Genomic DNA, 3,230 nt, shown 5'->3' on the forward strand with positions numbered 1-3,230 from the left:
AAATATAGTAAGTGCCTTATTGTATAAAGTAACACTTTTAGTGTAAGGACCTAATTGCTCATAGTACCGCGCTTGATAAAAATAGCCAAAAGCGATTTGATTTTTATCTTGTAGTTTCTGGGCTTTTTCAAAACCAATCTTAACCACAGCTAAGGCTTCGTCGTAGTTTCGGTCCTCAAATAACCTCAAAGCAGATTGATAGTCTTTATTAATGTTATGACGTACAGAAACCGTCTGAGAATGCGCACCATAAAATGGAATAAGGAATAAAAAAAGGAATAAAAATGATTTCAATAGTCTTTTGATGTGGTGGGTTAAATCTTAACACATACATTTCAACAGGAAATAATAAATTAAGGAATACTCGATTTAAGTTATAAATATAACCATATTATTAAAATAACATAATGTAGAATTATGATTTACAAAAGAAATTTATGGCAATTAACTATTTCATATATGCTAAAAAACTCATATTTAATCAGTTGACAAAATTTTTGAAATTGGTTTTTTATTTGATGATTTTAAATACCACTTAAAAGTACTTTTATGTCAATTATGGTATAATATTATTGGTTTATGTAACCTGAGTTTTACTCATAATATTGCTATTGTATATTATAAAGTTCATGAACCTTCATGCCAATATTTGTAAAAACGAGAAAGTTCCATATCGGATTGGTGTATGGTTAGTTGCCCGGTTAAAGAACTAGATTAGTAAACCAATACGGAGTAGATAAAATTCCTTCGGAATTTTCCAAATAATGACTTGCCAAAGCAACCCACCAGAATCACTGTGTTGGGCTGGTTAATTATACACCGTGTTGCCTGTGGTTTTTTAATAGTCCTCAAAATCATCGTCGTTTATAAAAACTTCAAATTCTATCAAACCAGTATTGTTAGTTGCAGGCATTTCAATAATTACACGTTGTATTTGTCCAGTAGATGTTGTTCTTCTAAGTATTATTTCCCAACTTAAATTTTTGTCAACATAAAATAAGCGAGTCATTTCAATTCCTGTTACAGTGTAATTATTTGTTGCATTTAACGACATGAAAGATTTACGATTTCAAAGAGAAAATAGATAAGGATACGTAAATAGGAGAGGGGCGAGAAACCAACGTTATTGGTTCATGACTTCCGTAATTTAAAAATAGCTAGTCAGTAATAAAACACCCTTTATTGAAAAGGCAGTGGCGCGGTTGGGAAATTTGTTTGGAATGGGTATAGCACTTAATTAGCATCATTTAAACCATAACCTTTTTGTCTTCACCTTCCATAAGGTCTACTATTCTTAAGGTCAAGATTTTTTTTAATACATCTATGATATAAAGTGTCATTAATAATAGACTTGGTTAAAAGGTTTTAAAGGTTACACAATTTTGGGAAATGACTTTTTTGTACACTAAATTGAAATAAAGAAACCAACTCAAAATTGAGTTGGTCACCTGAAATTGCGTCAAATTTTAAAATCACTAATCCTCTAATAGTCTTTTTAATTCATCGCAACATAAGTCATGCTGGTATCTTTACTGTCAATTTTAAATTTCAACTTTTCAACTTTACTCTCTTTTTTAATTTCAAGCTCATAAACTTTATATGTACCACTTTTACTACTGTAGTATACTTTTTGGACATTATCAGAAATATACCATGTGCTGTGCTCCTTTAGTATCAGTTTTACTAAAGACAATGGTAATCTCATATCTGAATAAACTTCGGTTGTTTTTAGTATTTCTCCTTCTGAATTATAGGTAGCCTCAATTTTACAGTTAGTTTTTTTAAACACCACATCATAGGTAGATTTCTTATTAGCATCAAAAACATCAGCATTTTCTATATTATAATAAGCTGCTATATCTTGTATTTTTTTTATTTCTGACGCTTCATTGTCAGAAACCACCTCACTAATATATTTTATATTATTAATAACATCAGACTCGCTTTGTGCAGTTAGGATTAAGTTAAAAGCGATTAGTAAAAGGGTAGTACATGGTGTTTTCATAATAGTATAGTTTTTTTGGTTTAATACGATGTAAAACTATACATTAACTCTAATAATAACCCTACGTAGTAGGATACATAAATTACGTATAGATACGTATTTTTTGATATAACATATTGAATAATAGTTTATTATATTTTAAAAAAAAAAGCTATTTATAAAGGAGAAGTAAATATACATTTTGGTTCTATCGCATGTGTTCGCCAAGTTATTGATGTTCCATGTTATTTCGAGGATAAAATTTTTATAATAGATAGAAAAGTAATTGCTTTAGAAATGGAAAGTTATGGGATAGCTCGCGCTTGCGAATTAATTAATGATGGCAAAACAATACCTTTAATTATTAAATTTGTTATGGACAATACTCAAGATAAAACAGATGGAGCGAAAACATAAGCAGTATGGAGTAGTGCGATGTTTGTTAAATATATTTTAGAAAATGATTTAATTTAAAAATAGAAGAAGTTATACGTTTTTAACCAGATGTAGCGTTGGCAAAACGACCTCATATCATTTTGATAAAATAGGAGTTTAAATAATTGATTGAGACATCAATTATTTAAATCTGCCAGTTGATGCCGCTGGGAAGTGAAGCGTAAAATTTTAGGCTATACAAATACTTTACAGAAACATAATATAATTTTCGAATTTACAATTAGCGCAACATAATCATTATCGATATACTATTCAATTAAGATCATCCTGAGGATCATGTAATCTGAATACAATTTTATAGTGTCGCTATATCTATGATTATGTAGAATACCACTGAAAAGCGCTATTCCGCTAATGTTATAAAATGTCCTATAATGTACACGCGTTATGTAAAGATGGGCTTTATTCACAAGGTTTCTATTTTAAACTATTGAGTTCATGAACTCGAAGATTCAGCGACGCTAATCTTAAATGAGATAATTGACTTCTCAAGCTTCGTCGAATCTCATTCTTCGATTTGAGTTAAAAGCAGGGCGGAACGTATAGAAAAGGTCTAGTAGACCTTTTTAGTGAACGAGCCAGATGGCGCTTTGGCAAAATTACGGTTGCTTTATTTTTTCTTCTCTAATGTTTCTCTACTCAGCTAATGAAACCAAGGAACGAAGTACATGGGTTCCTCTAAAACAATATTAACCTTGCGAATAAACACTCTTTTTGAGAAAGGGCAGAGGAATGGATAAAATGTGTGTGGAATGGGAATATGTTTACTGCAATTTTAATAAATAAAACC

The 3,230-nt window shown here is 30.2% G+C and carries 3 protein-coding genes; all 3 read right to left on the reverse strand.

The window, feature by feature from the left end; genetic code table 11:
* Window positions 1–294: hypothetical protein (locus tag B2U95_RS01060; protein WP_296311547.1), on the reverse strand; the 294-nt coding region annotated here is incomplete at its 3' end.
* Window positions 295–838: 544 nt separating this feature from the next.
* Entirely contained in the window at window positions 839–1,054 is a 216-nt protein-coding gene (locus B2U95_RS01065) for a hypothetical protein (RefSeq protein ID WP_296311549.1), read from the reverse strand.
* Between the two features lie 441 nt (window positions 1,055–1,495).
* Entirely contained in the window at window positions 1,496–2,005 is a 510-nt protein-coding gene (locus B2U95_RS01070) for a hypothetical protein (RefSeq protein WP_296311552.1), read from the reverse strand.
* Window positions 2,006–3,230: the final 1,225 nt, after the last annotated feature.

It is taken from the genome of Winogradskyella sp. UBA3174, assembly GCF_002364335.1.
Taxonomy (GTDB): Bacteria; Bacteroidota; Bacteroidia; order Flavobacteriales; family Flavobacteriaceae; genus Winogradskyella.

Coding starts and splice junctions, on each gene's coding strand:
- B2U95_RS01065 (WP_296311549.1), bottom strand. CDS start 1,054: ATGTCGTTAAATGCAACAAATAATTACACTGTAACAGGAATTGAAATG.
- B2U95_RS01070 (WP_296311552.1), bottom strand. CDS start 2,005: ATGAAAACACCATGTACTACCCTTTTACTAATCGCTTTTAACTTAATC.